25 protein-coding genes are annotated in these 24,933 nt (G+C 64.3%); 7 read left to right on the forward strand and 18 right to left on the reverse strand.

Annotation, left to right across the window (positions count from 1 at the left end):
• Positions 1 to 45: 45 nt before the first annotated feature.
• The 4 genes from O7B34_RS16435 to O7B34_RS16450 are packed head-to-tail and all read right to left on the reverse strand — an operon-like array spanning position 46 to position 3,874.
• Positions 46 to 1,209, reverse strand: coding sequence for an acyl-CoA dehydrogenase family protein (locus O7B34_RS16435; protein ID WP_337147036.1), 1,164 nt, complete (start codon positions 1,207 to 1,209; stop codon positions 46 to 48).
• A gap of 4 nt (positions 1,210 to 1,213) precedes the next feature.
• Entirely contained in the window at positions 1,214 to 2,308 is a 1,095-nt protein-coding gene (locus O7B34_RS16440) for a carnitine 3-dehydrogenase (RefSeq protein WP_337147037.1), read from the reverse strand.
• Positions 2,305 to 2,934: an HD domain-containing protein gene (locus tag O7B34_RS16445; RefSeq protein WP_127871179.1), complete on the reverse strand. Its 630-nt coding sequence runs from the start codon at positions 2,932 to 2,934 to the stop codon at positions 2,305 to 2,307. The genes O7B34_RS16440 and O7B34_RS16445 overlap by 4 nt, the downstream gene beginning before the upstream one ends.
• Positions 2,935 to 2,956: 22 nt before the next feature.
• Positions 2,957 to 3,874, reverse strand: a complete 918-nt coding sequence (locus O7B34_RS16450) for a 3-keto-5-aminohexanoate cleavage protein (protein ID WP_337147040.1) — start codon at positions 3,872 to 3,874, stop codon at positions 2,957 to 2,959.
• 79 nt (positions 3,875 to 3,953) lie between these two features.
• Here O7B34_RS16450 and O7B34_RS16455 point away from each other — a divergent pair, with 79 nt between their 5' ends.
• On the forward strand, positions 3,954 to 4,934 hold the full coding sequence (locus O7B34_RS16455) for a GlxA family transcriptional regulator (protein WP_337147042.1): 981 nt from the start codon (positions 3,954 to 3,956) through the stop codon (positions 4,932 to 4,934).
• 61 nt (positions 4,935 to 4,995) lie between these two features.
• Here O7B34_RS16455 and O7B34_RS16460 read toward each other — a convergent pair whose 3' ends face one another.
• A complete protein-coding gene (locus O7B34_RS16460; RefSeq protein ID WP_027142450.1) occupies positions 4,996 to 5,205 on the reverse strand; it encodes a hypothetical protein in 210 nt (69 codons plus the stop codon).
• Between the two features lie 208 nt (positions 5,206 to 5,413).
• On the reverse strand, positions 5,414 to 6,739 hold the full coding sequence (gene xylA, locus O7B34_RS16465; RefSeq protein ID WP_337147043.1) for a xylose isomerase: 1,326 nt from the start codon (positions 6,737 to 6,739) through the stop codon (positions 5,414 to 5,416).
• A 112-nt stretch (positions 6,740 to 6,851) separates the two neighbouring features.
• Between xylA and O7B34_RS16470 the strand changes: the two genes are divergently transcribed.
• On the forward strand, positions 6,852 to 7,214 hold the full coding sequence (locus O7B34_RS16470) for a nuclear transport factor 2 family protein (RefSeq protein ID WP_337147044.1): 363 nt from the start codon (positions 6,852 to 6,854) through the stop codon (positions 7,212 to 7,214).
• A 197-nt stretch (positions 7,215 to 7,411) separates the two neighbouring features.
• Here O7B34_RS16470 and xylB read toward each other — a convergent pair whose 3' ends face one another.
• Positions 7,412 to 8,866 carry a xylulokinase gene (gene xylB / locus O7B34_RS16475; RefSeq protein WP_337147045.1) on the reverse strand — a complete coding sequence of 485 codons (1,455 nt, stop codon included), beginning with the start codon at positions 8,864 to 8,866 and terminating at the stop codon, positions 7,412 to 7,414.
• A 79-nt stretch (positions 8,867 to 8,945) separates the two neighbouring features.
• Entirely contained in the window at positions 8,946 to 10,271 is a 1,326-nt protein-coding gene (locus tag O7B34_RS16480) for a tetratricopeptide repeat protein (RefSeq protein ID WP_337147046.1), read from the reverse strand.
• A gap of 227 nt (positions 10,272 to 10,498) precedes the next feature.
• On the opposite strand from O7B34_RS16480, the gene O7B34_RS16485 reads away from it, so the two are divergent.
• Positions 10,499 to 13,285: an autotransporter family protein gene (locus tag O7B34_RS16485; RefSeq protein WP_337147047.1), complete on the forward strand. Its 2,787-nt coding sequence runs from the start codon at positions 10,499 to 10,501 to the stop codon at positions 13,283 to 13,285.
• A 72-nt stretch (positions 13,286 to 13,357) separates the two neighbouring features.
• On the opposite strand, the gene O7B34_RS16490 is transcribed toward O7B34_RS16485, so the two are convergent.
• The gene (locus tag O7B34_RS16490; RefSeq protein ID WP_337147048.1) at positions 13,358 to 13,981 is read right to left on the reverse strand and encodes a LysE family translocator; all 624 of its coding nucleotides are present in this window, start codon (positions 13,979 to 13,981) and stop codon (positions 13,358 to 13,360) included.
• A gap of 252 nt (positions 13,982 to 14,233) precedes the next feature.
• Between O7B34_RS16490 and O7B34_RS16495 the strand changes: the two genes are divergently transcribed.
• The 4 genes from O7B34_RS16495 (at position 14,234) to O7B34_RS16510 (ending at position 18,955) form a co-directional block, all read left to right on the forward strand.
• Positions 14,234 to 15,001 carry a L,D-transpeptidase gene (locus O7B34_RS16495; protein ID WP_140715272.1) on the forward strand — a complete coding sequence of 256 codons (768 nt, stop codon included), beginning with the start codon at positions 14,234 to 14,236 and terminating at the stop codon, positions 14,999 to 15,001.
• Between the two features lie 212 nt (positions 15,002 to 15,213).
• On the forward strand, positions 15,214 to 16,380 hold the full coding sequence (locus tag O7B34_RS16500; protein ID WP_337147050.1) for a diphosphate--fructose-6-phosphate 1-phosphotransferase: 1,167 nt from the start codon (positions 15,214 to 15,216) through the stop codon (positions 16,378 to 16,380).
• A 155-nt stretch (positions 16,381 to 16,535) separates the two neighbouring features.
• On the forward strand, positions 16,536 to 17,210 hold the full coding sequence (locus O7B34_RS16505) for an MBL fold metallo-hydrolase (protein ID WP_337147119.1): 675 nt from the start codon (positions 16,536 to 16,538) through the stop codon (positions 17,208 to 17,210).
• 188 nt (positions 17,211 to 17,398) lie between these two features.
• The gene (locus tag O7B34_RS16510; RefSeq protein WP_337147051.1) at positions 17,399 to 18,955 is read left to right on the forward strand and encodes a DegQ family serine endoprotease; all 1,557 of its coding nucleotides are present in this window, start codon (positions 17,399 to 17,401) and stop codon (positions 18,953 to 18,955) included.
• A gap of 57 nt (positions 18,956 to 19,012) precedes the next feature.
• Here the strand turns inward: O7B34_RS16510 and coaA are convergent, their stop codons facing one another.
• The 9 genes from coaA to hisB are packed head-to-tail and all read right to left on the reverse strand — an operon-like array spanning position 19,013 to position 24,787.
• Positions 19,013 to 19,972, reverse strand: a complete 960-nt coding sequence (coaA, locus tag O7B34_RS16515) for a type I pantothenate kinase (RefSeq protein WP_027142439.1) — start codon at positions 19,970 to 19,972, stop codon at positions 19,013 to 19,015.
• Positions 19,973 to 19,996: 24 nt separating this feature from the next.
• Positions 19,997 to 20,320, reverse strand: a complete 324-nt coding sequence (locus O7B34_RS16520) for a phosphoribosyl-ATP diphosphatase (protein ID WP_337147053.1) — start codon at positions 20,318 to 20,320, stop codon at positions 19,997 to 19,999.
• Between the two features lie 60 nt (positions 20,321 to 20,380).
• Positions 20,381 to 21,175 (reverse strand): imidazole glycerol phosphate synthase subunit HisF, encoded by a 795-nt coding sequence (gene hisF, locus O7B34_RS16525; protein ID WP_027142437.1) that lies wholly within the window; start codon positions 21,173 to 21,175, stop codon positions 20,381 to 20,383.
• A complete protein-coding gene (locus O7B34_RS16530) occupies positions 21,172 to 22,008 on the reverse strand; it encodes an arginase family protein (protein WP_337147055.1) in 837 nt (278 codons plus the stop codon). Before O7B34_RS16530 ends, hisF begins: the two co-directional genes overlap by 4 nt.
• Positions 22,005 to 22,754: a 1-(5-phosphoribosyl)-5-[(5-phosphoribosylamino)methylideneamino]imidazole-4-carboxamide isomerase gene (gene hisA / locus O7B34_RS16535; protein ID WP_337147056.1), complete on the reverse strand. Its 750-nt coding sequence runs from the start codon at positions 22,752 to 22,754 to the stop codon at positions 22,005 to 22,007. The genes O7B34_RS16530 and hisA overlap by 4 nt, the downstream gene beginning before the upstream one ends.
• 4 nt (positions 22,755 to 22,758) lie before the next feature.
• The gene (locus O7B34_RS16540; protein WP_337147057.1) at positions 22,759 to 23,049 is read right to left on the reverse strand and encodes a DUF1330 domain-containing protein; all 291 of its coding nucleotides are present in this window, start codon (positions 23,047 to 23,049) and stop codon (positions 22,759 to 22,761) included.
• A gap of 5 nt (positions 23,050 to 23,054) precedes the next feature.
• Positions 23,055 to 23,705 (reverse strand): imidazole glycerol phosphate synthase subunit HisH, encoded by a 651-nt coding sequence (gene hisH / locus O7B34_RS16545; RefSeq protein ID WP_337140960.1) that lies wholly within the window; start codon positions 23,703 to 23,705, stop codon positions 23,055 to 23,057.
• A 1-nt stretch (position 23,706) separates the two neighbouring features.
• Complete coding sequence (locus O7B34_RS16550) at positions 23,707 to 24,183, reverse strand: DUF2628 domain-containing protein (protein ID WP_337147058.1); 477 nt, start codon at positions 24,181 to 24,183, stop codon at positions 23,707 to 23,709.
• Positions 24,184 to 24,187: 4 nt separating this feature from the next.
• Positions 24,188 to 24,787, reverse strand: coding sequence for an imidazoleglycerol-phosphate dehydratase HisB (gene hisB / locus O7B34_RS16555; protein ID WP_337147060.1), 600 nt, complete (start codon positions 24,785 to 24,787; stop codon positions 24,188 to 24,190).
• Positions 24,788 to 24,933 lie beyond the last annotated feature (146 nt).

Here is a 24,933-nt window from a genome sequence, read left to right on the forward strand (position 1 = left end):
CTCGTTTGCCCGACAAAACCGAATGCCGGTTTTGGCTATCATGCTCTAAGCCCCGAACGGACGCAGCAGCGCCCGCGAAATAATATGTCGCTGAATCTCCGAAGTGCCTTCCCAGATGCGTTCGACGCGGGCGTCGCGCCAGATGCGCTCCAGCGGCAGGTCATCCATCAGCCCCATGCCGCCATGGATCTGGATCGCCTCGTCGGCGACGAAGGCAAGCATTTCGGTGGCCTTCAGCTTGGCCATGGCCATATCCTGGTCGGTGACGGTGCCCTGATCGTACTTCCAGCCGGCTTCGAACACCATCAGCTCGGCGGCCTTCAGTTCCGTCGCCATGTCGGCAAGCTTGAACGACACGCCCTGGAACTTGCCGATCTGCTGGCCGAACTGCTGGCGCTGCGCGGCATATTCGACCGCATGGCCAAGCGCCCGCTCGGCGCGGCCTAGGCAGGTGGCGCCGACCTGCAGGCGCGTCGCGCCGAGCCAGGAATTGGCGACGTCGAAGCCCTTGTGCACCTCGCCCAGAACCTGGGATGCCGGCAGGCGGCAGTCGTCGAATTCGAGGATGGCGTTGGTATAGCCACGATGCGAGACGTTGCGATAACCGTCGCGCACCGTAAAACCCTTGGTGCCCTTGTCGACGAAGAAGGCGGTGATCTTCTTGCGTTTTCCACGCGGTGAATCCTCCTCGCCCGAGGCCATGAAGACGATGGCGAAATCGGCAAGATCGGCGTGCGAGATAAAATGCTTGGTGCCGTTCAGCACCCAGTCGTCGCCATCCTGTACCGCGGTCGCCTTCATGCCGCGCAGGTCGGAGCCGGCGCCCGGCTCGGTCATCGCCAGGCAATCCCATTTCTCGCCGCGGATGCAGGGGAAAAGGTATTTTTCGCGCTGTTCCGGCGTGCCTGCGAGCAGGATGTTGGAGGGGCGCGCAACGCAGGTCCAGTGCAGCGCGTAATTGGCGCGGCCAAGCTCCTTCTCGTAGAGCAGCCAGGTCACCGTATCGAGCCCCGCGCCGCCGACATCGGCCGGCATGTTGGCGGCGTAGAGCCCGGCCGCGATCGCCTTGGCCTTGATCTCCTCGATCAGCTCGCGGCGCAGCACGCCGGTGCGCTCGACCTCGCGTTCATGCGGATAAAGCTCGTTCTCGACGAAGGCGCGCGTCGTCTCGACAATGAGTTTCTGCTCTTCCGAAAGCCCGAAATCCATGGTCTCAGCCCTTCTTCTTTTTCTTCGGCTTTTCGGCCCGCTTCACCGGCTTGGCGGCCTTGGCCTTTTCCGCTGCCTTTGAGGCGGTCGGCTTCTTCGCCGCCAGCTTGGCGAGTTGCTTGGTATAGTCCTTGTGCAGCGCGCCGGCGCCCCAGCCCTTGCCCTTGTTCTGCTTCGACAGCGCGTCCATGATCGCGACCAGATTGTCGTCGCGGATCTTTTCCAGCTCGCGGATCGACAGGCCGTGCGCCTGGTCGTCCGACTGGGTGGCGATAAGGTCGACCAGCTCGCCGTTGAATTCCGGCACGTCCATCAGCTTGGTCCACGGCCATTTCAGGCAGGGTCCGAACTGCGCCATGAAGTGGCGCATGCCGGCCTCGCCGCCGGCGACGCGATAGACCTGGAACATGCCCATCTGCGCCCAGCGCAGGCCGAAGCCATAGCGCATGATGTCGTCGAGTTCCTCGACCGTGCAGATGCCGTCCTTGATCAGCCACAGCGCCTCGCGCCAGGCGGCTTCGAGCAGGCGGTCGCCGACGAAGGCCTCGATCTCCTTGCGGATGACGACCGGCTTCATGCCGATCGAGGCGTAGATTTCCTTGGCGACCTCGATCGCTTCGGGGAAGGTCTGGTCGCCGCCGACGATCTCGACCAGCGGCAGCAGATAGACCGGGTTGAACGGATGGCCGACGACCAGCCGCTCCGGATGCTTCTTCATCGCCACCTGCATGTCGGTCGGCTTGATGCCGGAGGTCGAGGAGCCGACAATGGCGTTGGCCGGCGCATGGGTGTCGATCTCGGCCAGCACCTTGTGCTTGAGGTCGAGCCGTTCCGGCACGCTCTCCTGGATGAAATCGGCATCGGCGACGGCCTCGGCAATCGTCTTGGCGAAGGTCAGCTTGCCTTCTTTCGGCAAGCCGCCGGGAACCATCTGCTTGTAGGCGCGGCGCGCGCCCTTCATCACTTCCGAGACCTTGCGCGAGGCCTCCGGGTCGGGATCGAAGATCGAGACGTCGATGCCGTTCAAGAGCAGGCGCGCCACCCAGCCGGCGCCGATGACGCCGCCGCCAATGGCGGCCGCCTTGTTGATGATGCTCATTGAGAGGCTCCGGTTCTTGTCCTGGCGGTTTCGGGATCGGTGAGAGGCACGCGCTCGCCGGCGCGAATGACTGATGGGTCGTAGGCCTTGCGGGCAAAGACTTCGAGCACGAAGGGCCGGAAGAATTCGATCGGCAGCGTCTCATAGTCGGGGTCGAAGCTCGACTGGTCCCAGCGCTCGCAAAACGCATCGCAATCGTCGAAATACGCATGGCCGGCGAAGCGGTCGCGCGCATGGCGATTGCCGCCGAGATGATGGGCGTAATAGAGGCGCTGGAAATCGCCGTGCTTCTCCACCACCCAGGTGCATTGCTCGCGCACGAAGGGTTTCAGGATCGACGCGGCGTATTCGTCGTGATTGTAGGGCGCATAGATGTCGCCGATGTCGTGCAGCAGGGCGCAGGCGATCCAGTCGGTGTCGGCGCCGTCGCGCCAGGCGCGCGTCGCCGCCTGCAGTGAATGGCCGAGCCGGGTGATCTTGTAGCCGGAAAGGCCCTCGTCGAGCTGCACCAGCGCATCGAGCAGCCGCTCGCCGGTCTTGGCGGCATAATCGATCTCGTGGGCGGTCAGGAACTCGTAGTCTTGCCTGTCGCCATCCTTCATCGCGGTGAATTTTACGGTAGCCATATCGACCCTCCCCGCGAATAATTTATGCCGCTATCGGCGCTCGCTTGGTCAGGTTGAGCTTCTTGCGCACTTCTTCCGGTCCCAGGATCCTGGCGCCGAGATTGGCGACGATCGACGCGGCGCGCTCGACCAACTGCGCATTGGTCGCCAGAACGCCCTTGTCGAGCCACAGATTGTCCTCGAGCCCGACGCGGACATTGCCGCCGGCAAGCACCGCCGCCGCTGCATAGGCCATCTGGTTGCGGCCGATGGCGAAGGCCGACCAGTTCCATGTCGACGGCACGTTGTTGACCATCGCCATGAAGGTGTTGAGGTCGTCGGGCGCACCCCATGGCACGCCCATGCAGAGCTGCACCAGCGCGTCGGGATTGAGCACCTTTTCCTCGACCAGCTGCTTGGCGAACCAGAGATGCCCGGTGTCGAAGGCTTCGATCTCGGGCTTGACACCGAGCGCCGTCATCATGCCGCCCATGGCGCGCAGCATGCCGGGCGTGTTGGTCATGACATAGTCGGCTTCGGCGAAATTCATGGTGCCGCAATCGAGCGTGCAGATTTCCGGCAGGCATTGGCGCACATGTTCCATGCGGTTGGTGGCGCCGCCCATGTCGGTGCCCTTTTCGTTGAGCGGCAGCGGCGCTTCCGGCGAGCCGAACACCATGTCGCCGCCCATGCCGGCGGTCAGGTTCAGGATGACGTCGACGTCCGCCGCGCGGATGCGCTCGGTCACTTCGCGGTAGAGATGCACGTCGCGCCTGGGCTTGCCGGTTTCGGGGTCGCGGACATGGCAGTGGACGATGGCAGCGCCTGCCTTGGCCGCATCGATCGCCGAATCGGCGATCTGCTTGGGCGAGCGCGGCACATGCGGGCTGCGGTCCTGCGAGCCGCCGGAACCCGTCACGGCGCAGGTAATGAAGACCTCACGGTTCATTGCAAGCGGCATCGAAACTCTCCTCCCATTCGAAACAGCCGCTAGCATCGCTCGACTTGATCAAAGCTGCTTTGCGTTTTACGAAGGCGATGTGATCAAAAGCGAAAAACCGGATATCTTTCGCGCCGAGCGCACGCCGCTCAAGGTGACGCTGCTGGTGTTTTCCGGCTCGTCGATCATGTGCGTGGCCTCAGCCGTCGACCCGCTGCGCGCCGCCAATCGCATTTCCGGCGAGACCCTGTTCGATTTCAAGCTGGTCTCGGTGACAGGCGAGGCGCCGGTCACCACATGCGGCCTCCCGGTGGCGGTCAGCGGCCGTTTCGACGCCAATGAGGCAACCGACGTGCTGGTCGTCGTCGCCGGCTTCGGCACCCAAAACTATGCCACATCGGCTCTCCTCTCAGCTTTGCGGCGGGCGGCGCGAGCGGCCCGTGCGTGCGGCGGCGTCGAGGCCGGCACCTGGCTGGTGGCGCGCGCCGGCCTGCTGGAAGGCCGCAGCGCCACCACCCACTGGGAGGACATGGAAGATTTTGCCTCGGCCTTCCCCGGCGTCGATGTCCGGCCGGACCGCTACGTCATCGACGGGCCGGTGTTCACGTCGGGCGGAGCCTCGCCGACCTTCGACCTGATGCTGCATCTCATTCGCACGCGCCTCGGCATGGCGGTGGCGCTCGATGTCGCCAGCGTCTTCATCTACGACCAGGCGCGGGCCGCGACCGATGCGCAACCGCTGGTCTCGCTCGGCCGGCTCGACGGCTATGATCCGCGGCTGGCGCAGGCGATCCGGCTGATGGAATCGCATGTCGATCAGCCGCTGACCATAGAGGCGGTTGCCAGGCGCGCCGGGGTGACGGCACGGACGCTGGAAAGCATCTTTCGCAGGTCGATCGGCGAGACACCGGGCGCCTATTATCTCAGGCTGCGCCTGGGTGCCGCGCGCCGGCTTGTGGTCGACACGCGGATCGCCATGGCGGATATCGCCGGGCGGACAGGGTTCTCGTCTGCCGCGGCCTTTTCCAGAGCATTTTCAAGAGCTTTTGGCGAAGCCCCTGTCAGGCTTCGCCGGGGGTAGTGCAGGTCGCCCAAAACCGTGTAGCGGTTTTGGGGCAACGACATGCACAGGTAAAGAGAGCTTATGCTGCATTCTGGCGGTCGCTGCCGCCATCGATCTGCGAGCGCATCTGCCGCGCGAGATGGGTCTCGAAGCGGCTGGCAACGGCGCGGTCCCATTCATTGGTGCTGCGTGCGCCCTGCTTTGGATGCGGCATTGCCATCAGCCGGTCGATGATCGATCCGGCCTCGCCAGGTGAGAGCAGGGCGTCGATTTCACGTTCGTTCTGCATATCGGTTCGCCTCCTTCTTCCTCTCCCGCCACGAGCAATATCTATACGAGATTCGTGACGGCAGTTTGAAGGCAAGAGCTGGGCGATTGAGGGGCGCTTAGGGGCAAAACCTTGTCGTCGGTTTCAGCATGGCGCGCAAAAGGTTTCCGCGCGCCAAGCTTTCGAATCGCATAGTGCGCCGGCTTGGATTGCCGGCGGTCAGGCAGCGTCAGACGTAGCGGTTGACGATGTTTTCGAGCAGTTCCTGGCGGCCGGAGCGCGGCTGCGGTTCGATCTTCTTCTTCACCACGCGCTCGGCGATCTCTTCCAGCGTGCGCTTGCCCGACAGCATTGCCTTGGCCTCGGCGCCGTTCCAGCCGGCGTAGCGTTCTGCGAGCGGACCCGACAGCGCCTTGTCCTCGACCATGCGGGCCGCCGCCTTCAGGCCGCGCGCACAAGAATCCATGCCGCCGATATGACCGATCAGCAGATCCTGCGGGTCGAGCGACTGGCGGCGCAGCTTGGCGTCGAAATTGGTGCCGCCGGTCTTGAAGCCGCCGGCCTGGAGGACCTGGTAATAGGCGAGCGCCATCTCCGGCACATTGTTGGGGAACTGGTCGGTGTCCCAGCCCGACTGGTAATCGTTGCGGTTCATGTCGATCGACCCGAAGACGCCGAGCGCATTGGCCAGCGCCAGTTCGTGCTCGAAGGAATGGCCGGCCAGGATGGCGTGGCCCTGCTCGATGTTGAGCTTGACCTCATTCTCCAGGCCGAAGCGCTTGAGGAAGCCGTAGACGGTCGCGACGTCATAGTCATACTGGTGCTTTGTCGGCTCCTGCGGCTTCGGCTCGATCAGGATGGTGCCCTTGAAGCCGATCTTGTGCTTGTAGTCGACGACGAGGTTCAGGAAACGGCCGGCCTGTTCCTGCTCGCGGGCAAGGTCGGTGTTGAGCAGGGTCTCATAACCCTCGCGCCCGCCCCACAGCACGTAGTTCTCGCCCTTCAGCCGCTTGGTGACCTCGATGCAGCTCTTCACCGTCGCCGCGGCGTAGGCGAACACATCCGGATCGGGATTGGTCGCGGCACCCGACATGAAACGGCGGTTGGAAAACAGGTTCGCCGTACCCCAGAGAAGCTTGACGCCGGTCTGCTTCATCTTAGTGGCGAAATAGTCAGCGATTTCATCGAGGCGGGCCGCACTTTCGGAGAAATCCTTGCCCTCGGGCCGCACATCGGCGTCGTGGAAACAGAAATAAGGCGCGCCGAGCAGCGAGAACATCTCGAAGGCGACATCCGCCTTCAGTTTAGCCAGTTCCATCGTGTCGACGCCGCCGGCCTTGGGGAACCAGGGACGGTCGAAGGTCTGGCCACCGAATGGGTCGCCGCCGGGCCAGGCGAAGGAATGCCAGAAGGCGACGGCAAAGCGCAGATGGTCTTCCAGCCGCTTGCCGGCCACCACTTCGTCGGGATTGTAGAAGCGATAGGCCAGCGGATTGGTCGAATCCGGGCCTTCATATTTGATTTTCTGGACGTCGCCGAAAAAGCCGCTGCTCATGTTCTCTTCCTCTCCAAGATAGTTATGCCTGATTACCTCAGGCGTAATTGGTTTCACGCCGGCGCTGGTCGAAAACGGTCATGTCAAAACCGTCAAACAAAGGAGACAGACCATGACCGACCTCAACACGATCGCCCAGAACTACATCACCGCCTGGAACGAAGCCGATGCCGACCGCCGGGCGGCCTTGCTCAAGACGACTTTCACCGAAGACGTCAGCTATCGCGATCCGCTCATGCAGGGCGACGGCCATGAAGGCGTCGCCGCGCTGATCGACGGTGTGCAGCAGCGCTTTGCCGGCTTCCGCTTCTCGCTGAAGGGCACGCCGGACGGCTTTGCCGACAAAATCCGCTTCTCCTGGAACCTCGGGCCCGAGGGCACCCCTTCCGTCATCGAAGGCACCGATATCGGAATCATCGAGAACGGCCGCCTGAAGAGCGTCACCGGTTTCCTCGATAAGGTGCCGGCTCAGTGAGGGCAACCTGGAAAGGGGGATGCGAGGCGCCCCCCTCTGGCCTGCCGGCCATCTCCCCCTCAAGGGGGGAGATTGTCTGTTTTGGCTGCTTTCGCCAATAACCAACGTTGCAGAATTGTCGGCTACGGCGAAACTGCCGATCTCCCCCCTTGAGGGGGAGATGCCCGGCAGGGCAGAGGGGGGTGCCTGGCGCCAACTCACGCGGCTACTGCTTTGATCGCCGGGTAAAGTGCCCGGTAACGGCTATAGGCGTCCGCGTAGGCACCGGCCAGACCGGAATCTGGTTCGATCGTGGCGTCGGTCTTCGGCGCGGAGCACACAGCCAGCGGATCGGCGCCCGTCGCGGCAATCAGGCCGAGCCGGGCGGCACCAAAGGCGGCGCCGAAATCGCCGTCGGCGGGGATGTCGACCGGCAGTTGCAGCGCGGTGGCGATCGCCTTCAGCCAGTAGCGCGAGCGCGAGCCGCCGCCGATCGCGGTCACGCGCGTCAAGGTCGTGCCGGCCGTCTTCAACGCTTCGAGGCTGTCGCGGAAGGCAAACGCGACGCCTTCGAGCACGGCCTGGGTCAGCACGGCGCGGCCCGATTCATGCGCGAGGCCAGTGAAGGAACCGCGAACGGCCGAATCATTGTGTGGCGTACGCTCGCCTGAGAGATAGGGCAGGAAGGACACGCCGGTCGGCGCCTTCAGCGCCTCGCCGAGTTCCGATGTCAGCTCGCCGGCGCCCTTGCCCGTGATCTCGCACAGCCAGTTGAGTGAATCGGTTGCCGACAGGATGACGCCCATCTGGTGCCAGGTGTCGGGCAGCGCATGGCAGAAGGTGTGCACCGCGCTTGCCGGGTTCGGCAGATAGGACGCGTTTGCGGCAAACAGCACGCCCGACGTGCCGAGCGAGACAAAAGCCTGGCCGGCGCCGACCGTGCCCATGCCGCAGGCTGAAGCCGCATTGTCGCCGGCGCCGCCGGCGATCGGGATGCCAGCCTGGATACCCCATTGCGATGCGAGTTCGGCGCGCAGACCGCCGGCCTTCGCGGTGCCCTCGACCAGCGCTGGCATATGGCTCTCGTCAAGCGATGTCGCGGCGAGCAGGTCCGCGGACCAGCGGCGCTTGCCGACGTCGAGCCAGGACGTGCCGGCCGAGTCGGACATTTCGGAAATATGTTCGCCGGTCAGCCAAAGCCGCAGGAAATCCTTCGGCAAAAGCACCTTTGCCACCTTGGCGAAGACAGCGGGCTCGTTGTTCTTCACCCAGGCGAGTTTCGGCGCGGTGAAACCCGGAAATACAATGTTGCCGGTGAGCGCGCGGAAGCGTGGATCGGCATCGAGGGCCGCTGCCTCGACATGGCTGCGCGTATCGTTCCACAAAATGCAGGGGCGCAGCACATGATCGGCCGCATCGAGCAAGGTCGCGCCATGCATCTGGCCGGACAGGCCGATACCCTTCACCGCGGCGAACTGCTTGGGATGGGACGCCTTCAGTTCGGCGATCGCGTCCTCGCAGGCGCGTATCCAATGCAGCGGATCCTGTTCGGACCAGCCGGGATGCGGCCGAGAGACATCAAGCGTGCCATGGCCGGAGCCGATGACGCCCTGTCCGGCATCGATCAGCAGCGCCTTGACGCCCGATGTGCCCAGGTCGAGGCCGAGATACATGGTTTCCTCCCACGTCTTTATTTTTTTCGGAACCCGAAAAATATGCTTGAGCAGTTTTTAAGGCAAGATCCGCTCCGGGTCAATTCTCTGACAAATCGGCGGCACGTCGCGAAAACAGCGCCGACAGCGGACTGTCCGGCCGCGCCGTCGAGCGCTCCGTCGTCAGTGCCTGGGCGAGCGCGCCGTCGCCGGCGCGCAGGGCGGCCTCGATCAACGTGAGATCGATGACGTCGCGCTGCGCGTGGCTGCCGCCAAAGCGATGGGCGATGGCCCGGATCGGACCGATCAGCCGGATGGTTTCGGCGTAGTTGCCCTCTCCGAACGCCTTGATGGCAAGCGTCAGGGGATGGCCGACATCCCTGGTGAATGCGGCATTGTCGTCATTGCCGCGCATCGCCTCGCGCTGTGCTTCGAGCAAGATCCGGGCCGCAGCGTCGAGCCCGGCGCCGACGAAGGCCATCATCGCATGGGCGTCGTTGAAGGCATAGTTGCCGGCGCGGGCCTTGGGTACCCAATTGGCGGCCAGTGTTGCCCAGCGGTCGCCGACATCGACGCCGCCAAGATGGAGCCGCCACAGGATCGCCGATGCATCGACCATGTTGAGCGCCAGCGTCGATCCGGCGCCGTAGATCGGCCCGTCATAGAGCTCCAGCACCTCGCCGGTCTCGCCGAGATCGTAGTGGAACAGCGCCAGATGCCACCAATTGTGGACCTGGAGGAAGCTCTCCTTCGTCCAGGCTTCGGGATCGGCACGCATCCAGGCGATGCCATCCCTTTGCCGGCTTTGCATCTCCATCACATGGGCGACCGCATGTTGCGCCCAGCCGTCGCGCGGTTCGATCTCGACCGCTGTACGACCGAGCCTTTCTGCCTGCGTATATTCGCCCATCTCTTCGAGCCCAAAAGCCTGCATGCCGAGGATGGCGTGGTAACCCGGCATGTCGGTCCGCCATGACGACAGGGCACGGGCGATGCGGTCGCGCAGCATGCGGGCGTTGCCGGTGAAGAAATCGACCTGGTGTCCGACCTGGAGCGCCACGGCGTCGAGCGGGAAATCGATCGCTATGTCCTGCAGGATGCCGGAGGCCTGATGCCAGCGCCCGTTGGCGAGGTGGCCGAGGGCCGAGACATGCGCCCGCTCGCGCGTTGTCGCGGCAAGCGGCAGCGCCGCCTCGTGGCAGGTCTTGGCCATGGCCGTCGCCTCCGGTTCGGTGGCAAGGCCGAAAAGGTAGCCCTTGAAGACATGCGCCATGACGAAACCGGGGTCCTGCGCGATGGCGCGGTCGACGGAGTTCACCGGATCGCCAACGAAACACTGCAATTCGCGCACGGCCTGGCCGTAGGGTGCGAATCCCGCGTCCGTCGCGCCCGAAAATGCCAAGCCGAATGCGTCCCGGATAGTCATGCGAGCACCCTTGGTCGGCGCCCGATGGGCATGATGCCCCTCGGTCCAACATGATCTTAAAGCATGGGCCACGGCGACGCCAAATCACGGGCACATCTGCACCATGTCAGCTATTTTTGCAGTTCATCAACCATGAGAGGCAGATTAGGCTTTGTAAAAGCGAACGAATTGTGGCTTCATTGCGGCGCGGGTAAGGGGCTTAAAATCGCGATCTGAGAGGGGACGCGATGCGGTGCTTTGAAATACAGCTTCCGAACAACGGCTCGGAGCACATCGGCAAGGCTATTTCTTTGGCGCGGCGAAGGCCCAAGCGAATCAATCCTGGGTTTATTAGCTTACTTGCAACTACATCGCTGATGTTGCTGCCTGGCTCCGCGGCCTTCGCGGCATGCGTGCTGGTTCCGTCTCCAGGCAATGACACCTTCACTTGCGATAGTGGCGATTCGGGCGGCAGCCTCAACGATATCAACGGCAACAACACGCTGACCTTTCCCGCCGGCGGTACCGGCCAGGTGAGCGGCAACGTCACTTTCGGCGCCGGCACGGACCGCATCGACATGCAGTCCGGCACCATCACCGGCACGGTCGATCAGGGTGACGGCACGGATTTCTTCACCATCGGCGGCGGCACCGTCACCGGCAATGTCCAGCAGGGCGCCGGCATCGACGACTTCAACATGAGCGGCGGCCTGGTCGGTTCGCTGAACCAGGGCGACGGGCTGGACACCTTCACCATGACCGGCGGGCGCATCATCGATTTCTTCGACGACGGCGACCGTGCCGTGATGACCGGCGGCCGCATCGGCCGTGTCAACATGAAGCTCGACAAGAACTATTTCAACATGTCGGGCGGCATCATCGACCGCAATCTCGTCACCGGCTTCGATCAGGACACCATCATTCTCTCCGGGGGCACGATCGGCGGCAACATCAGCGTCAGCGGCGGCAACGACAGCGTGACGATAACAGGCGGCACGGTAGGCGGCGATGTGCTGATGAGCTTCGGCGCCGACAATTTCGTCTGGAACGGCGGCGGCATCATCTATGGCTCGGTCGACCTCGGCGCCGACAACGATACCGCCAAGCTCAGCAATCTCACCAAGGCTAATCTTGGCGGAGCGGATGCGCTGAATGGCGGCCTGGGCACCGATGCGCTCACCTTCGACAACGTCAAGCTGGACGGCATCGCCAGGGTCCAGAACTGGGAAACCATCGACGCCACCAACGACACCCAGCTGATCCTGGACGGCAATCTCGCGCTGGGCGACAGCGGCACGGGCACCGGAAAGCTCAGCGTCGACCAGGCAAGCACGCTCTATGGCGGCGGCTTCAACAGCTCCATCCAGGCCTTTACCGCGGGACAGTTGGCCGAAGTGGTCAATGCCGGCCGCATCGACCTGACCAACGGCAGCACGGGCGCCACCGATCGCCTGACTATATCGGGCAATTATGTCGGGATGGGCGGGTTGCTCCTCCTCCAGACCGAGCTTGGCGACGACAGCTCCGCTTCCGACCGGCTGGTGCTGTCCGGCGGCACGGCCTCGGGCTCGACCGGCATTGCCGTGGTCAATGTCGGCGGCGCCGGGGCGCAGACCACGTCCGACGGCATCATGCTCGTCCAGGCGGTCAACGGCGCCACGTCGAGCGCCGGCGCCTTTGCCCTTGACGCGCCGGTCGCTGCCGGCGCCTTCGAATATTATCTCTTCAAGGGCGGCGTCAGCGCCGGGAGCGAGCAGAACTGGTATCTGCGCTCGACCCTGAACACACCGGCAACACCGGCCGCTGGGCCGTCGGCGCTCGAACCGCCGCCGCAGCCAGAGCCGGAGCCGCCGCGGACCGAGCCGCCGCCACCACCGTCCGAGCTGCCGCCGGTGCCGGTGCCTACCGATGGCGACATCAACAACCCGCCGGTCGATTCGACACCGCCGGTGCAGGCGAGCGACCCCGAGCCCCAGGCGCCACCGGCACCGCCGCCAGCGCCGCCAGCGGATCCGCCACCGCCACCGCCAGTGGTGCCGACCGCCGTGCCGGACCTGCCGACGCCGGCAGCCGGCGAGACGATCCTGCTCTACCGCGTCGAGGTGCCCACCTACTCGGCCTTGCCGCCGGTGGCCGAGCATCTGGCGATGACGACACTCGGCACCTTCCACGAGCGGCGCGGCGAACAGAGCCTGTTGTCGAACGCGGAGCTGTCGCCGGTCTGGGGCCGCATCTACGGCCAGGACGCCAAGATGGGCTGGTCGGGAACGGTGTCGCCGTCCTTCGACGGCACCTTGTTCGGCCTGCAGGCGGGCTTCGACGTCTTCGGACGCGAAACCGCGTCGGGGGCGATCGATCGCGCCGGCCTGTTCGTCGCCTATGCCAGCATGAAGGGCGATGTGCGCGGCCAGGCACTGGGGCAGAATGATCTGTCCGTCGGCAAGCTCGACGCCAACGGCACCAGTGTCGGCGGCTACTGGACCCGCATCGGCCAGGGCGGCTGGTACCTCGACGGCGTCCTCATGGCCACCTTCTTCGGCGGCGACGCCACGTCGTCGCGCGACGTCGGTATCGACATTGGCGGAACAGGTGTCACAGCCTCACTGGAGGGCGGCTATCCCATAGCGCTGGCGCAGGGCTGGACGCTCGAACCGCAGGCGCAACTGATCTGGCAGCATCTGTCGCTCGACGATACCAAGGATCGTTTCTCTTCGGTTTCCTTCGACAGCGACGGCAGCGTCACCGGCCGGCTGGGCGCTCGCCTGCAAGGCGAGACCACTGTCAACGGCATAGCGCTGCAGCCTTACCTCAAGGCCAATATCTGGCATGATTTCGGCGGCACCGACCGTGTCAGCTTCGACACCACCGACATCTCGACCGAGGGCAGGTCGACCTCGTTCGAGTTCGGCGGTGGTATCGTCGCAAAAGTGACCGACAAGGTCAGCGTCTTCGCCACCGGCGACTACACCACCAACCTCGGCGGCGACAAGCGCCGCATCCTCGAGGGCAATCTGGGCTTCAGCGTCAAATGGTGAAGCAAGCTGCTGTGACGAGGTTCAGCCTGCCTGCAAATGGCCTGACCTGAATCTCAACACACCTTGGATGTGTTAATTGCTGGACCGCATCGCCACCGTGGCGATGCCGGCGCCGACCAGCAGCGTGCCGCCGGTGCGGTTGAAGATGCGGATCGCCTTGGGGTTGCGCACCACGTTGCGGGCGCGTGCCGCGATCAGCGCGTAACCGAAGGCGTTGGCGAAGGCGAGCGCCAGGAACGTCGTCTCGAAAATCAGCATCTGCGTCCAGAAATTGGCATGCCGGTCGAGAAACTGCGGCAGGAAGGCGACGAAGAAGGTGATGCTCTTCGGGTTGAGCGCGGTGACCAGCCAGGCATGCGCCATCATCTTGGCCGACGACACCGTGTCGGTGCGCGGTTCGGCCTTCAGCGTACCGCCGGCGCGGAACAGTTTCACGCCGAGATAGATCAGATAGCCGGCGCCGACCAGCTTCAGGATGGTGAAGACAGTGGCGGAAGCCGCAAGCAGCGCGCCGATGCCCAGCATCGACAGGGTCATGGCTGTGAAGTCGCCGAGCGCCACGCCGACGGCCATCGGCAAGGCGGTGCGCCAGCCCTGGCCCAGCGCATAGGACACGACCAGAAGGATGGTCGGGCCCGGGATGATGAGAAGGATGCTCGACGCGGCAGCGAAGGCGGCCCAGTTTTCGAAGGACATGCTCGTCTCCCTTGAGCTTAAAGAACAGGATAAATCCTTGGGTCCCGAAGAATGTAAAGGGCCGAATCTTTGTTTTCGCGCAATCCGGCCGGCAACCGACGCAATTGCGCCAGCGGCAACTCGGTGTCAGTTCGCGCCGCTCGGCAAACGCAAGCAGCACAAGTCATTCACGCTTTATCAACCATGAATGATGAAAATGCCCCCTATCCCGGCCGGACCGTGCTTCCCGCCGAAAGCGTAGGGTTTGGGTATATGCGTGAGTTGCCGCAAGGTCCGACGCCGCCACGAAACGGCGACGCAATCGAAACCGATTTTCTTCTCTCCCGCCGCGCCGTCCTGTCCGGGGCCGGCGCTTTGGCGCTGCTCGGCGTCGCCGGCTGCTCGACTTCGGGTGGTGGCGACCTGCCGGCGCTCCAGCTCGACGATACGGTCACGGGTTCGGTGCCGATCCGGCCCTCGATCAGCGTCGATAAGAACATCACCAGCCCCGATGTCATGTACGCCTCCTTGACGGACAACGGCTTCAACGTGCCCGAGGTGCCCTATCTCAAGGTGAAGCCGGAATTCCGCCGCCAGATCGTCGTCGACACCACTGGCGAGGCGCCCGGCACCATCGTCGTGCATCTCAAGGAACGCATGCTCTATCTCGTCCAGCCGGGCGGCGACGCCATCCGCTACGGCGTCGGCATCGGCAAGGACGGCTTCCGTTGGTCCGGCCGCGCCAACATCCAGTACGGCCGGGAATGGCCTACCTGGACGCCGCCGCCCGAAATGATCCAGCGCAAGCCCGAACTGGTGAAGTGGCAGGGCGGCCAGCCCGGCGGCCTCACCAATCCGCTCGGCGCCCGCGCGCTCTACATCTACCAGGACGGCAAGGACACCGGCTACCGCATCCATGGCTCGCCCGAATGGTGGAGCATCGGCCAGGCGATGTCGTCGGGCTGCGTGCGCCTGATCAACCAGGACATCATCGACCTCTACAGCCGCGTATCGAAGAAAAACCCGGTCGTCGTCATGTGATCGTGGCCGCGGTTTGCGGCCGCCAGACTCTTCCGTTGCGCGAGGCGACAAGACAGGCCAAGGTGCCTTGAAAACCATCGCCTAGAGCCGGATGATTTCAGGTCCGTTCGGACCTGAAATCTGAATCCGTCTCTAATCTAAGAATTAGAGCATGACGTCGTCCGAAAACCGCTTCACACTTTTCGGCATCATGCTCTAGGGAGACGTCAGGAATGGCCGGAACTTTTGTCATCGCGCAGGGCGGCGGCCCGACCGCCGTCATCAACCAGACCGTTGTGGGCGCCACGCTGGAGATCCGCAAGCGTCATCCCGGCGCCAAGGTGCTGGGCTCCATCCACGGCGTGCGCGGCATCCGTGACGGCAACTATGTCGACCTTTCCGCCATCCCGGAGGACCGGCTGCGGCTGATCGCCGGAACGCCGAGCGCCGCGCTCGGCTCGACGCGCGACAAACCGGATGCCGCCTATTGCGAGGTCATCCTGAAGGGCCTGCAGAAGGCCGGCGCCGACGCCTTCATCTATATCGGCGGCAACGACACCTCGGGCACCCAGCAAATCCTGACCGATGCCGCCGGCGGCAAGATCGCCTTCGTCCATGCGCCGAAGACGATCGACAACGATCTCGAGGAAAACGACCATACGCCGGGCTTCATTTCGGCGGCCGAATTCGTCGCCGGCGCCTTCCTGTCCGTCGATCTCGATTTCCGTGCGCTGCCCGGCATCTATGTCGGCATCGTCATGGGCCGGCATGCCGGTTTCCTGACCGCAGCGGCGGCTGCCTGGCAGCTCGATCCCGACAGCGGCCCGCATCTCGTCTACGTGCCGGAGCGGGCGTTCTCCGCCGCTGGTTTCATCGACGACGTGCGCGCCACGCTCGACCGCCACAAGCGCTGCATCGTCGCCGTGTCGGAAGGTGTCAGCACCGCCGACGGCAAGGCGCTGGTCGAAAGCCTCGTGCCGGCGGACAAGCTCGAGCGCGACCAGCACGGCAACGTCAAACTGTCGGGCAGCGACCTGCCGGCGGCGCTCGAACGGGCATTGGCCGAGGGGTTGCCGGGCAAGCGGGCCCGCGTCGACGCACTCGGCTACATGCCGCGCGGCTATGTCGGCGCCATCAGCCCGGTCGACGCGCGGGAGGCCTTCGATGCCGGCGCCTTCGCCGTCGGCGTCGCCGAACAGGGCGGCGGCTCGGTGGCGCTGCAATATGATGGCAGCAAGATAGTGCTGAAGAAGGTGCCGCTGAAAAACGTCGCCGGCAAGACCCGCCACATGCCCGACGATTTCATGAAGCCCGACGCCAACCAGCTTTCCGAGACCGGCATGGCCTATCTCAAGCGGCTGGTGCCGGAAAAATACAAGGTCGGAAAGCCGTTCGTCTGATGCCCCGGCTCATACCTGATGCCACGGCTCATACCTGATGCCACGGCTCATACCTGATGCCACGGCTCATACCTGATGCCGGCCCTGCACATTATCAGGATTCTCACGTGAACTCAGGCTGGTTCTCCAGGCGCATCGTCGACGACAGGACGACGATGCTGACCGAGCCGTTCGTGCACGACTATGTGCGCGCCAACATCTGGCATTTCATCGGCCGCGATGCCGACCTTCTGGTCGATACCGGCATGGGCATCTGTCCGCTGGCACCAGAGATAGAGACGCCCGAAGGCAAGCCGCTTCTGGTCGTCGCCACCCACATCCACCTCGACCATGTCGGCTCGCTGCACGAATTCCCGCTGCGGGCCGGGCCAAGGATGAGCGCGGCGCAATTCGAGAGCATGGATGAGGCCGCGACCTACGCCTACATGTTCCATGATCTCGAGGGCGCCGTTTCGAAACTGCCGGCGCCAGGCTGGAAATCGGCCGACTATGCGATACCGCCGGCGCCGTTGACGCGCACGCTCGACGAAGGCGACATGGTCGATCTCGGCGATCGCCGGTTTCGGGTGCTGCATCTGCCCGGGCATTCGCCGGATTCGATCGCGCTGTTCGACGAGGCCGACGGCCTGTTCTTCAGCGGCGACGCCATCTATGACGACACGCTGATCGACGATTTGCCGGATTCCGACCGGGAAGCCTATCGCAACACGATGCGGCGCCTGCTCGACCTGCAGATCCGCGTCGGCCATGGCGGCCACGGCCCGAGTTTCGACGGCAAGCGCATGCGCGAGATCGCGTCGGCCTATCTGCGGTCCGTAAGCGCGCTCTGAATTAAATCTTCGTAAGGTCGGACAAAAACCCTAAATTGGGCCATTCCGGACCCTAAATACCTGGTTGTCGATCCGGCCGGCCGCCATGTACGGCGAGACAGGCCACCCGGTCGTCGACACGCTGACGGGTGCTTTCTCCCACGAGCCGCCCGCGGCGCCGGATCAACTCTCGCCCGGACAGAACGACCATGTCACCCCTAGGTATTCTTCGTAGGCATCGCGTCGCCGCCCTGCTGGGCGCCGCGCTGATCATCTCCCCCGCCGTCGTCTCCCTCGCTCAAAATGCCGGCAATGGCGGCTTGAGCAATGTCGCCGCGACGACCCAGACTCCTGTCGCCGGAATAACGGCTCCGAACGGATCGTTCGCGCCAACCGTGGCCGCGACCAAGCCCGCTGTCGTCACCGTCACGACAGTCATGAAAGCGCAGCCGGAAGTCATGAGCGAAGGTTCGCCTGACGGTTCGCCCTTTGGCGGCAACTCGCCCTTCGACGACTATTTCCACCAGTTCTTCGGCGATCAGGGCATGCCTGCTCCCAAGACGCCTCCGCAACAGCAGTCGCCGCGTGCCGAGGCGCTCGGCTCGGGCTTCATCGTCAGTGCCGACGGCACCATCGTCACCAACAACCACGTCGTCGACGGCGCGACCTCGATCAAGGTGACGCTCGACGACGGCACCGAGCTTCCGGCCAAGCTGGTCGGTCACGACGCCAAGAACGATCTCGCCGTGCTGAAGATCAAGGCCAACAAGGCCTTGCCGACCATCAAGTGGGGCGACTCCGACAAGCTCATGACAGGCGACCAGGTGCTGGCGATCGGCAATCCGTTCGGCATCGGCACCACGGTAACGGCCGGCATCGTCTCGGCGCGTGGCCGCGACCTGCATAGCGGGCCGTTCGACGATTTCATCCAGATCGACGCGCCGATCAATCACGGCAATTCCGGTGGCCCGCTGGTGGATGTCAGCGGAAATGTCGTCGGCATCAACACGGCGATCTATTCGCCTAACGGCGGCAGCGTCGGTGTCGGCTTCGCCATTCCGTCGGACCAGGCCGAGAAGGTGGTCGCCAAGCTGATGAAGGGTGGCGACATCGAATACGGCTATCTCGGCGTCGAGATCCAGCCCGTCACCCCGGACGTGGCCAACGCTATCGGGCTCGATCACCCCGGCGGCGCCCTGGTCTCGCAGGTCAATGACGGGTCGCCCGCGGCCAAGGCCGGCATCGAAAGCGGCGATGTCATCACCGGCTTCGCCGGGCAGGACGTCAAGGATCCCAAGGATCTTTCGCGGGCTGTCGCCGACGTCGCGCCAGGTGCCAGGGAGACACTGGATGTCTGGCGCAAGGGCAAGGCCGCACAGATTTCCGTCGATGTGGGACGCAACAGCGACGATGTGAAGACGGCATCGACTGACAACTCCGGCGCGCCGGGCACCGAGGGGTCCCGCGCGCCGGCCATCGGCCTCGGCCTGATGGACATCACGTCCGACATCCGCCGGCAGATGAACCTCCCCGAGACCGAACACGGTGCGGTGGTTGCCAGCGTCAATCCCAACAAGCCGGCAGCGACTGCCGGCATCCAGCCGGGCGATGTCATCGTCGCCGTCAACCAGGCCCCGGTGAAGAGCGCGAAGCAGGTGACCCAAGCGATTTCCCAAGCCGGCAAATCCGGACGCAAGTCGGTGCTGCTTCTGGTGGAGCGTGGCGACACGCAGATTTATGTCGCCGTGCCGTTCGCCAATGGCTGACACGTAACACCGGCGTGGCGGGCTTGTGGACGAGCCCGCCACGCCGGGTTCTACCGGCTATAATTTGCGCAGCGCCACTTCCTGGACCAGGTGGTCGGCGCCCTTGCGCAGGATCAAGTCGGCGCGGGCGCGCGTCGGCAGGATGTTTTCGCGCAGGTTCTTCAGGTTGATGTTGGTCCACAGGCCTTCGGCGATCGCCTTGGCCGCATCCTCCGACAGCTGCGAATAGCGGTGGAAGAAGGAGTCCGGATTGCGGAAGGCGGTCTCGCGCAGCCGCATGAAGCGGGAAATATACCAATTGTGGATCAGCTTCTCGTCGGCATCGATATAGATGGCGAAGTCGAAGAAGTCCGACAGGAAAGGGACGATCTTGCCGTCCTGCGGCAGCTTGCCCGGCTGCAGCACGTTGATGCCTTCGAAGATCAGGATGTCGGGCCGGTCGATGGTGACGAACTCGCCGGGGATGACGTCATAGGTCAGGTGCGAATAGACTGGCGCGCGGACGTCGGGCAATGCCGACTTGATGCCCGACAGGAAACGCAGCAGCGCGCCGACATCGTAGCTGTCGGGGAAACCCTTGCGCTCCATCAGGTTTTCGCGGCGCAGCACCTCGTTGGGCAGCAGGAAGCCATCCGTGGTGATGAGATCGACCTTGGGGCTCGACGGCCAGCGCGCCAGAAGTTCCTTGAGCACGCGCGCCGTGGTCGATTTACCGACCGCGACCGAACCGGCGATGCCGATGATGAACGGCGTCTTGGCCACGTCGACGGCGTTGAAGAAGGCCTGGCGCTGCCTGAACAGAAGCTGGCTCGCCTCGACATGCGCCGACAAAAGCCGCGACAGCGACAGATAGATGCGCTTGACCTCTTCGAGGTCGACCGGGTCGTTGAGCGAACGCAGGCGGCGGAACTCGTCCTCGCTCAGCGTCAGCGGCGTATCGGCCCGGAACCGCGACCATTGCTCGGCCGAGAAGAAGCGAAACGGGGAATATTTCTCGGTTGGCGCGAGCTGATCCATCGAGATACCTGCCCTCCCTCCCGATCAGCCCTTGGGCCGTGACGCCTTCTCGGCGATGCCCGAACGCCGGGTCCGGCTTTCGAGCTCCTTGAGCACGTCATCCAGCGGAACGCCCGCTATGCTGAGGACGACGAGCCAATGATATATAAGATCGGCGCTTTCCGAAACGAGGCCCTGTTTGTCGCCCTTGACGGCGGCGATGACCGTCTCGACCGCCTCTTCGCCGAGCTTCTGCGCCGCCTTGTCGATGCCGCGCGCGAACAGTTTGGCCGTCCACGAGTCCGGATCGCCGGAATGGGCGCGGTCGCTGACGATTTTTTCCAGGTCGGAGAGCGAAAACTCGGCCATATCAGTCTATCTTCTTGTTTAAGCCGGATTTTTCCCAGAAGCCGGCTTCGGGAACATGCTCTAGGACCTGTTACCGAGCGAGTCCAGCCGCATCGGCAGGCCGGCCTCGGCCATATGCGCCTTGGCTTGCGCGATGGTGTAGGTGCCGAAATGGAAGATGGAGGCCGCCAGCACGGCACTTGCATGGCCGTCACGAATGCCTTCGACCATGTGGTCGAGCGTGCCGACGCCCCCCGATGCGATGACTGGCGCGCGCACCGCGTCCGATACCGCGCGGGTCAGCGCGATGTCGTAGCCGGCCTTGGTGCCGTCGCGGTCCATCGAGGTCAACAGGATCTCGCCGGCGCCGCGATCAACCATTTGGCGCGCGAATTCGACGGCGTCGATGCCGGTCTTCTCGCGCCCGCCATGGGTGAAGATCTCCCAGCGCTCGGCCTCACCGGGGCCGGACACTCTCTTGGCATCGATGGCGACGACGATGCATTGGTTGCCGAATTTGTCGGCGGCTTCGGCGACGAAATCCGGATTCTTCACCGCGGCCGTGTTGATCGACACCTTGTCGGCGCCAGCCAGCAGCAATTTCCTGATGTCGGAGACCTGGCGCACGCCGCCGCCGACGGTCAGCGGCATGAAGCATTGTTCGGCGGTGCGGGCGATGACGTCGAATATGGTCTCGCGATTGTCCGACGAAGCGGTGATGTCGAGAAAGCAGAGTTCGTCGGCGCCGGCGGCATCATAGGCCTTGGCTGCCTCCACCGGGTCGCCGGCGTCGATGAGATCGACGAAATTGACGCCCTTGACGACACGGCCGTCCTTGACGTCGAGGCAAGGGATGACGCGGGCTTTCAGCATCAGCGGCCCTCTATCGTGGCAAGCAGATCGTTGAGCAGTTGGCCGACCAGCGGCGGCACATCGGCCTGGGCGTCGAAGGCCGGATCGTAAGCGGAAACGGTGATGCCGATGACCGGTACCGCAAGCGCCATGGCGCAAACCGCGTCGCGCATCTGCTCCGGGTCCGGCCCGCCAGGGGTGACGTAGCGGTTGGCCTGCAGCGCCTTGGGATCATGCACGTCGAGATCGAGATGCATGTGCACGCTGTTGGCGCCGGCTGCTTTCAGTCTTTCCGTCGCTTGCGCCACGCCGGGACATTCCGTCCGGATGACCGGCAACGTTTCGAGAAGTTTTTCCTCCGCCGGATCGAGATCGCGGGCGTTGACGAGCACGCAGCGCGCGGGATCGATCGGCCTGAAGCCGGGAATGGCCGCCGCCATCGGGCGCCAGCACAGGCCGAGCACCGTCGCCAGCGCCATGCCATCGAGAAAGCCGTATACGGACGTCTCGGGCGTGTTGAGGTCGCCATGCTGGTCGGCCCAGATGATCGCATCGGCGCCTTCGCCGGCGACCGCGCCGGCACTGGTCAGGCAGTTTCCGGCCAGCACGATGGGAAACCGCCCCCTGTCTCGGGCAATGCGGACCTCGCCCGAGACGGCGTTGCAGACGGCAAAACCCGTGGCGATCTCGCGCTCCTGGTCGGCGCCGACCCTGCCGATATCCTCGACCGCGACGTCGTGGCCGGCAAGGGTCAGGGCATCGACGAGCCCGCCTGATATCAGCGCATCGGGCCCTTGGCCCATGCCGCCATGATAGTGGCCGCTGTCATAGGAGGCCAGGATGAGCGAAACCTTCACGATCGCGCCTCCGTCGCCGGCCGGCCCTGCAGGATCGCCAGCGCCTCGGCCGGGTCGATGCGGCCATCATAGAGGGCGCGGCCCGAGATCGCGCCTTCGAGTTTTTGCGCGTCGGGCATGGTCATGCGCACGATGTCGGCGATCGAGGCCAGCCCGCCGGAAGCAATGACCGGGATCGACACGGCGTCGGCGAGGTCGATGGTGGCGTCCCAGTTGATGCCGGTCAGCACGCCGTCGCGGTCGATGTCGGTGTAGATGATGGCGGCGATGCCGGCGCCTTCGAATTTCCTGGCCAGTTCGATGACGCCGAGGCTCGAGGCCTCGGCCCAGCCTTCGACGGCTACCTTGCCGCCCTTGGCGTCGATGCCGACGGCAACCTTGCCCGGAAACGCCTTGCAGGCCTGCTTGACCAGATCGGGATCGCGCACCGCCACCGTGCCGAGGATGACGCGGGCCAATCCACGGTCGAGCCAATCCTCGATCTGCTCCAGCGTGCGAATGCCGCCGCCGAGCTGCACGGGGTTCCTTGTCGCTTTGAGGATGGCGCCGACCGCGGCGCTGTTGACGCTCTGACCCTGGAAGGCGCCGTTCAAGTCGACGACGTGCAGCCACTCAAAACCCTGCTCTTCAAAGGCTTTGGCCTGCGCGGCGGGGTCGTCATTGTAGATGGTCGCGGTCGTCATGTCGCCGTGCTTCAGCCGCACGCACTGGCCGTCCTTGAGATCGATGGCTGGAAACAGGATCATACGTTCAGGCGCCTTCAACGATGACGAAATGACCTGATGAAGCGGCAAGCCGGAATTTGGAGGCATGCTGATATTCAGGCGAATGATAGCATTCGACCGCCTTGCCGAAAGACTCGAACTCGACCAGCACATGGCGGTTGCCGGTAGGTCCTTCCGGATTTTCGTGGCGGCCGGCTCGCACGGCGAATTTCGCGCCATACTTCGCGAACGCCACGGCATTGGCCTCGATGTACTGTTTATATATCTCGGGGTCGCGGACATCGATCATCGCCATCCAGTAGCCCTTCTTGCTCATGGTGTTCAGGGCCTCCAGCGCAGGAAATTCGTGATCAGCGCCAGGCCCAGCGCCTGGCTCTTCTCCGGATGGAACTGGGTGCCGGCGAGATTGTCGCGGGCGACCGTGGCCGTCACCGGGCCGCCATAGTCGGCGACCGCAACGACCTCGTCCGGGTTCTGTGCGTCGAGATGATAGGAGTGGACGAAATAGGCATGCAGGCCCGTCGCGCCGGTCGGAATGCCGGAAAACAGCGGGTGCTGGCGCCCCAATTCGATCGTGTTCCAGCCGATCTGCGGGATCTTCAGCGCCGGATCGGAAGGCGTGATCTCCTTGACGTCGCCCGATATCCAGCCGAAGCCATTGGTGATGGTCTTTTCGAGGCCGCGCTGCGACATCAGCTGCATGCCGACGCAAATGCCCAGGAAAGGCCGGCCCTTGGCGATGGCGACGTCCTCGACCGCCTCCCACATGCCCTCGACGGCACGCAGGCCGGCCGCGCAGTCGGCGTAAGCGCCGACGCCGGGCAGGACGATGCGGTCCGCGGTGCGTACACGGTCGGCATCGGCCGTCAGGTCGATCCGCGCCGATATGCCGGCCTCGCGCGCGGCGCGCTCGAAAGCCTTCGTTGCCGAGCGCAGATTGCCCGAACCGTAATCGATGATCGCAACCCGCATCTCAGCGCCGTCCCGGAATGTGGGTCAGCCCCAGCGCTATGCCGGGCTGCGCCGGGCGCGCCAAAGCGGCATCCGGAACGATGCGCGGCGCGGGTGCCGCTTCGTCCGAAAGGCCTTCGACTTCCAGGACATAGCGCAGATCGGCGTCCGCGAGCCAACCGGCCTCGACGACGCCCCATTCATGCCAGCCGCGGCGGCGCAGCGCCGCGATGCGTAATCCCTGGCCCTCCAGCCCGACATAGAGCGAGACGAGCAGCGACAGCAGCGAGCCGGCGACACCGAGGCCAAGTTTCTGGCCAAGCATCGAAAGCACGCCCATGACGACAAAGGCGAGCGCCGCTTCGACCCACAGCCGGTGCCAGGCAAGCCACAGCGGCGGCACGAGCAGGCCGAGCCAGGTGAAGCCGTCACGGACCAACGTCGTCGTGTCGACTTTCTCGCTACGGCCAGGTGGCTCCATCACGACATAGGCGGTCATGAGGCTATCCCTTCAAAGAACCCTTGGTGGAGGGGACCGCGTCAGGCTGGCGCGGATCACGCTCGAGCGCGGCGCGCAGCGCGCGCGCCACCGCCTTGAAGCAGGTCTCGGCGATATGATGGTTGTTGGCGCCATAATGGTTGGTGACATGCAGCGTGATGCCGGCATTCTGCGCCAGCGCCTGGAAGAATTCGCGCACCAGTTCGGTGTCGAAGGTGCCGATCTTGGGCGACGAGAACGAAACGTTCCAGACCAGGAAGGGGCGGCCCGACACGTCGATCGCCGCGCGCGTCAGCGTCTCGTCCATGGCAAGGTCGATCGAAGCGTAGCGCATGATGCCGCGCCGCTCGCCCAGCGCCTTGGACAAGGCCTGGCCGAGCGCAATGCCGGTGTCCTCGACCGTGTGGTGGTCGTCTATGTGCAGGTCGCCATTGGCCTTGACGGTCATGTCGATCAGCGAATGGCGGGAAAGCTGATCCAGCATATGGTCGAAGAAGCCGACGCCCGTGGCGATGTCCGATTTGCCGGAGCCGTCGACATGGATCGAGACCGAGATGTCGGTTTCCGCGGTCTTTCGGCTTGCATCGGCGGAACGAGGCGCCATCACTCTATCCTTGTGCCAGTGGTTCAGATCGTGACCGGTTCACGGGCCTCAAGCGCTCGCGGGCTTGAAAACGAGAGCCTTCTAGCAGCATGATCCGGCGATTGCCAGTTGCGATCCCGGCCGCTATCGAGCCGTTTGCAATCATT

Source organism: Mesorhizobium sp. Cs1299R1N3 (assembly GCF_037179625.1).
Lineage (GTDB): Bacteria > Pseudomonadota > Alphaproteobacteria > Rhizobiales > Rhizobiaceae > Mesorhizobium > Mesorhizobium salmacidum.